This window comes from Megasphaera micronuciformis F0359, assembly GCF_000165735.1.
GTDB lineage: Bacteria > Bacillota > Negativicutes > Veillonellales > Megasphaeraceae > Megasphaera > Megasphaera micronuciformis.
Genome location: NZ_GL538205.1, coordinates 1 through 5,503 on the forward strand (window position 1 = coordinate 1; position 5,503 = coordinate 5,503).

The 5,503-nt window shown below is 42.1% G+C and carries 8 protein-coding genes; all 8 read left to right on the forward strand.

Going from position 1 to position 5,503, the window contains the following annotated elements; all coding sequences use genetic code 11:
- The coding region (locus HMPREF9429_RS03675) for a YqaJ viral recombinase family nuclease (protein ID WP_006941759.1) at positions 1-966 on the forward strand (966 nt) is incomplete at its 5' end.
- 14 nt (positions 967-980) lie between these two features.
- Positions 981-1,868, forward strand: a complete 888-nt coding sequence (locus HMPREF9429_RS03680; RefSeq protein WP_006941760.1) for a recombinase RecT — start codon at positions 981-983, stop codon at positions 1,866-1,868.
- 18 nt (positions 1,869-1,886) lie between these two features.
- Complete coding sequence (locus HMPREF9429_RS08890) at positions 1,887-2,723, forward strand: Lin1244/Lin1753 domain-containing protein (protein ID WP_006941761.1); 837 nt, start codon at positions 1,887-1,889, stop codon at positions 2,721-2,723.
- A 3-nt stretch (positions 2,724-2,726) separates the two neighbouring features.
- Positions 2,727-3,269 carry a hypothetical protein gene (locus HMPREF9429_RS03690; RefSeq protein ID WP_006941762.1) on the forward strand — a complete coding sequence of 181 codons (543 nt, stop codon included), beginning with the start codon at positions 2,727-2,729 and terminating at the stop codon, positions 3,267-3,269.
- A gap of 19 nt (positions 3,270-3,288) precedes the next feature.
- Positions 3,289-3,678: a single-stranded DNA-binding protein gene (locus tag HMPREF9429_RS03695; protein ID WP_050777763.1), complete on the forward strand. Its 390-nt coding sequence runs from the start codon at positions 3,289-3,291 to the stop codon at positions 3,676-3,678.
- Positions 3,679-3,690: 12 nt separating this feature from the next.
- Positions 3,691-4,155 (forward strand): RusA family crossover junction endodeoxyribonuclease, encoded by a 465-nt coding sequence (locus HMPREF9429_RS03700; RefSeq protein WP_006941764.1) that lies wholly within the window; start codon positions 3,691-3,693, stop codon positions 4,153-4,155.
- A gap of 15 nt (positions 4,156-4,170) precedes the next feature.
- Positions 4,171-4,668, forward strand: coding sequence for a sigma-70 RNA polymerase sigma factor region 4 domain-containing protein (locus HMPREF9429_RS03705; protein WP_006941765.1), 498 nt, complete (start codon positions 4,171-4,173; stop codon positions 4,666-4,668).
- Positions 4,669-5,183: 515 nt separating this feature from the next.
- Positions 5,184-5,503 (forward strand): HNH endonuclease (locus HMPREF9429_RS03710; RefSeq protein ID WP_006941766.1); only part of this gene is annotated, 320 nt, incomplete at its 3' end.

Consider the following 5,503-nt stretch of genomic DNA (forward strand, 5'->3'; position numbering starts at 1 on the left):
TTTCTTTGTCACATATGTCCTGTTCTCTTACATACGAAGTTAATTATGACAGTCGATGAAATGAAAGATCGCAAAGCTTGGGAAAAACTTCGTAATATCGGAATTGGAGGTAGTGATGCTGCCATTATTGCCGGTATGAATCGATGGAAGAGTCCGTTCAGGCTTTGGCAAGAGAAAACGGGACAGGTAGAGCCGGAAGACCTATCAGATAATGAGTACATATACTGGGGGAACGTTCACGAAGCGGCTGTCGCAACCAGGTTTACTGAGCTTACAGGATTAAAAGTAAAGAAATGCGGAACGCTTCAATCACTCGAGTACCCGTTCATGATAGCCAACGTCGACAGACTGGTTGTTGGCGAAAACGCCGGCCTTGAGTGCAAAACAGCAAACGGATTTAAAACTAAAGAATGGGAAGGAGACAACGTCCCCGACAGCTATTACCTTCAATGTCAGCATTACATGGCTGTCACTGGTTGTGACAAATGGTATATTGCATGTCTTATCGGAGGTAATCACTTTATTTGGAAAGAAATTCCCAGAAATGAAGAAGATATTAGGGCGCTTATTGAGGCAGAAGAATCCTTCTGGATGAATAATGTTAAGGGCGGCATTATGCCCGATGTGGATGGTAGCAAGAGTTGTTCGCAAGCACTTACCGAACGATTTCCCGGTGGCCTTGCGGATGACATAGTACTTCCCAAAAATGCTGAAACGTTACTGACCGAAATTGATGAGCTTCAAGAAGTAGAATCGAGAATCAAAGAGCAAGTCGAAACCAAAAAGAACCAACTGAAGGCCATGATAGGTGATCATGAGGTAGCTTATGCCGGAGAAAGAAAGATTACCTGGAAGACGCAAGCCGGCAGAACGACAATTGATAGTAAGAAACTTAAGACGGAACTTCCGGATATATATGAAAAATACAGTAAGAAGGGTAGCCCGATAAGGGTATTCAAGATATAAAGGAGGACCTATTAATGGCAACCACAAAGGGCGGTTTGATGACCGCAAAAAGTAACAAAACTGACGGCGTTAGGAACATGAAGGACTTAGTAGTATCGATGGAGGACCAAATCCAGAAAGCGCTGCCTACCGTAATCACAAAAGAACGTTTTACTCGCATGGTTTTAACAGCTATGAGCAGCAATACTCAGCTGCAGGAGTGTACGCCGACCAGTTTTCTCGGGGCTATGATGCAAGCAGCACAGCTGGGGGTAGAGCCGAATACTCCGCTTGGACAAGCTTACTTAATTCCGTACAGAAACAGTAAGAATAAAGGAGCCCTGGAATGCCAATTTCAACTGGGATACAAAGGGCTTATTGACTTGGCATACCGAAGCGGTGAAGTAAAAGACATCCAAGCCCATGAAGTATATGAAAACGATGTTTTTGAATACGAGTTGGGCCTTGAACCGAAGCTGAAACATATACCGGCTACCAGCAATCGAGGAAGTGTTATTGCCTACTATGCTGTATTTCATACTCAAAAAGGCGGATATGGATTCGAAGTTATGAGTGTGGAAGATATAAAAAAGCATGCTCAAAAGTATAGCAAAGCTTCCGGCAGTAACTATAGTCCCTGGAACAGCAACTTTGATGAGATGGCCAAAAAGACGGTGCTTAAGAAGTGCTTGAAATATGCCCCGCTTAAGACCGAATTCGTAAGAGAAATGAGTTCTGATGGGACCATTAAGAAAGACATTGCTAAAAACATGAGTGATGTGCCTGATGAAATGGATTACATTGATACAGAAGCTGAAACGGTTCCCGACAATGTAGATCCGATGACAGGAGAAGTATTGGATACACGGACAGAACAGGAGAAAAAAGATGATGCAATCTTAGAAGCGTCTATTTCCGAATAACGTTCAAAAGGAGACCCTATGGCAAGGCCGATAAAACAGGGGTTAGACTATTATCCTTTGGATGTCGGGTTTTTGCAGGACGTTAAGATTCGCAGAATAATGAGAGCGTGCGGAATACAATCCATCCCGGTGCTAATCAGCCTGCTGGCTAATATCTATCGTAATGACGGGTATTTCCTTCGGTGGAGTCCTGATATGTCCTTTCTAATTGCTGACGAGCTTGGGGTTAGCGAGGGCGCAGTTACTGCGACTGTCGACAAGGCGGTGCAGGTGGATTTCTTTAACGCCAATATGTACGAATGCTACGGCGTACTTACTTCTGAAGGGATACAGAGCCGCTTTTTTGAGGCGGCTTCCCGCAGAAGGGAAGTCCGTTACGACGCAAGATTTCTGCTCATAAACGTTAATGTATACAAAAACCTAGTTAATGTAGACAATAACCCCGTAAATGTAGACGATAATCCACAAAGTAAAGTAAAGGAAAGTAAAGTAAAGGAAAGTAAAGAAGAAGGAGAAGAAAGGACTTCCGCTGCGGCTGATGAAATTATGGGGTATTATAGTTCTAATATTCATCCCGTCAGCTCTCTCGTTGAAAAGGATAAACTTATTGCTTTGGTTGAAACTCATGGTGATGCTTTTGTTCATAAAGCTATTGAAAGGGCCGTTGTGAGAAATAAAAGAAGCCTGGCTTATATTACCGGTATTCTTAACCGTTGGGAAGCCAATGGATACGATGAAGGGATTTCTGAAAGCCATAAAAGTTCCCGGAATCAGTGGCAACATTCAGAAGATTACGAGCGTTTTATGCGTGAACGTGAAGAGCATAAACGAAAACTACGGCAAAGGGGGTCCTAGGGAATGTTTACGAGCGGAAGTATGGACTTTATCCAGTCTCTGATTTGCGGTTCATATCCGAACCAATTAAGAGATAATGATGAAAGGACTCGATATTTTAAAAATTTTGAAAGAATATTTGCAAGGTACGATGAACAGGATGTAGCTGATGCGGTAGAAATTACGATTGAACGGGAAAAATTTTTGCCGTCCTTGGCAACCATAAAAGAAATACTGGATAAGAAGCTTAGTGCACGGGCAGAAGTCGAACGATCTTCTTTAAAGATTGCCGAATATAGTAAGCCGAGACATAAAATTGATGTACAAGCTTTAATAGCCAGGTTGGCAGCTTTAAAAGAAAAGAAGTATGAGCAACCCATTCCTCGCAAGTTAAGAACGTTTGCGCGTAGCCTTTGGCCGGATATTCCTGATAGCGTAATTCGGAAAAACTTAGCGATACTGACACATTACGCAAGCACCGACATGCAGCTTGATGAATGTGGAAATAAGGTACAGCTGTATTTATCGAAAAATGGTGAAATTGTAGAACGAGTTGTATTGAATTAGTTACGAAAGGAGAATGAACATGAATCAGGTCATTGTTGTAGGTAACATGGGGCAAGATCCGAAACGAAGAGAAACGGTAAGCGGCAATGTGGTTGTTAGTTTGTCAGTTGCCATAAATAGAAATTACAAAGATAAAAACGGGGAGTACCAACAGGCTACCGATTGGGTGAATGTTGAGGCTTGGAATGATTTGGCTAATTCTATCTATGAAGATTTGCACAAGGGGGATGCGGTTATCGTAATCGGCCGTATGAAGACTAACGTATATGAAAAAGACGGTGTGAATCAATACCGTACATACATTTTGGCGGATGAGGTAGGACAAAGACTGAACAAGTGGAGAAAAAAGGAAGCTACTACTGGCTTTGAAGATATGGGCGAATCGGTTCAGGAAGAAATCCCGTTTTAAAGGAGAGCATAAATGCCGATAAAGTATGAGGAAACAGAAAAAGTACGGAGAATTTTAATGACGCTTTATGGAAATCCGGTTGCCCAGGGACGCCCGAGGTTTTCACGGCAAGGCGGATTTGTAAAAACGTATGATCCGATAAAGTCCAAAGCCTATAAGGCACTGATAAGATTAGAACTACAACCGTTACTGGCTAAACCCGGCTTTAGGCAGTTTGAAAATCCGTGTAGAGTACACTTATTAATATGTCGAGCTATTCCGAGTGGATTTAGTCAAAAGAAACGAAAAGAAGCTATAGAAGCTAAAATTCGACCGACAACAAGACCTGATACGGATAATTACATCAAAGGGATACTGGACGCACTAAACGGTACCGTGTTAAAAGATGACAGCATTGTGTGCGAAATTAATGCGGGAAAAATATACAGTGATAAACCGAGAATTGAAGTTATGGTTGAAGAACGATTACGATATTAGGAGGCTACAGAAAGGATGACAGATAAACGAACCAAAGAAGTGGAAACGTTACTTAGAAAATACAATGTGACGAAAGTCTATATTGAAAACCTTCATGCGGAACTCGAAGAATACCAAACCCAGCTAAATTTGACGGCAGCTCCTAAGGTTCCGTCTCTGTCATTTGCTCCCGGAAGTAATGGGGAAATGTTAAGCCAGGAAGAAAAGTCCATGTGTGAAAAAGAAAAAATTGAAGAACTGCAAAAAAATATTCAGGAAGAACTGAATAAGATTGAGCCGGTAATTAAGAGACTTGACCGTTCTATAGAGGCTCTAAGCTATCCTGACCGCACTATTGTTGTAGAACGTTTCATTAACGGGGCGTCCTGGATGCGTATTGCGGATGTGTTACATCTAAGTGAACCGGCTGTAAGAAAACGTTCCGGTAGAGTTTTGGAAAAAGTATCAATGATGATGTTCGGTCCCTTATCAATTCCCTTGCAGATGCATTTTGTTTTTACCGATAGAAATTAAGGGATGTCACAAACGGTACGCTTTCGTATCAACTTGGTACGGAAAATGCTGGTATATTAATAGTGTGAACACCTCCTAAAACATACATTGCATGACACAAAACAAGACGCTCAGTGATTGGGCGTCTTGTTTTGTTGAACTTATTATTACAGTATGCCCGGTTTGTGTAGGGGGCGTAATAAAGGAAATAACCCCAAGCCATTATGACTCGGGGTTATTCCTTTACCAGAGGTCGACAAAATAAGATTTTGTCTTGTCTAAATCACAGTGGATTTAGACCATGTAGGATTGAAAATCCTTCTGTAAGGATATATCTAATTTTAAAAATTGTAAAGTGTTTAGGTAGATAGCTTATGGGTGACGGAGATACTGCATGTAGTAATCTTATAAATAAAAGAATGAGAAAAACGACATGTTGTATAGTCTATTCGTATTTGTCAAAGCACAATGCTATTTAGCAATAAGTAATCTAGATAAATGTCTGGCTTGAAGCATTGTAGCAAGGAGGTGAAGAGATGCCGCAAAAGAGTTTACACGTGTGCTGTTATCCGGGCTGTCATAAGCTTACCCGTGACAGGTACTGCGAAAAACACCGTAAGACTTCGTACGATAACAGACGGCAAAGCGCCGCCAAAAGAGGTTACGGTTCGAAGTGGAACAAGGCCAGGCTTTCTTTTTTAGCCGAGCATCCTACCTGTGAATGCGAGCGGTGCAAGGCTTCGGGGCAGCCGCTTCCCGCAGATGTGGTGGATCACATCATTCCGCACCGAGGTAATCAGAAGCTGTTCTGGGATACGAAGAACTGGCAAGCCATGAATCACGTGTGCCACAATCG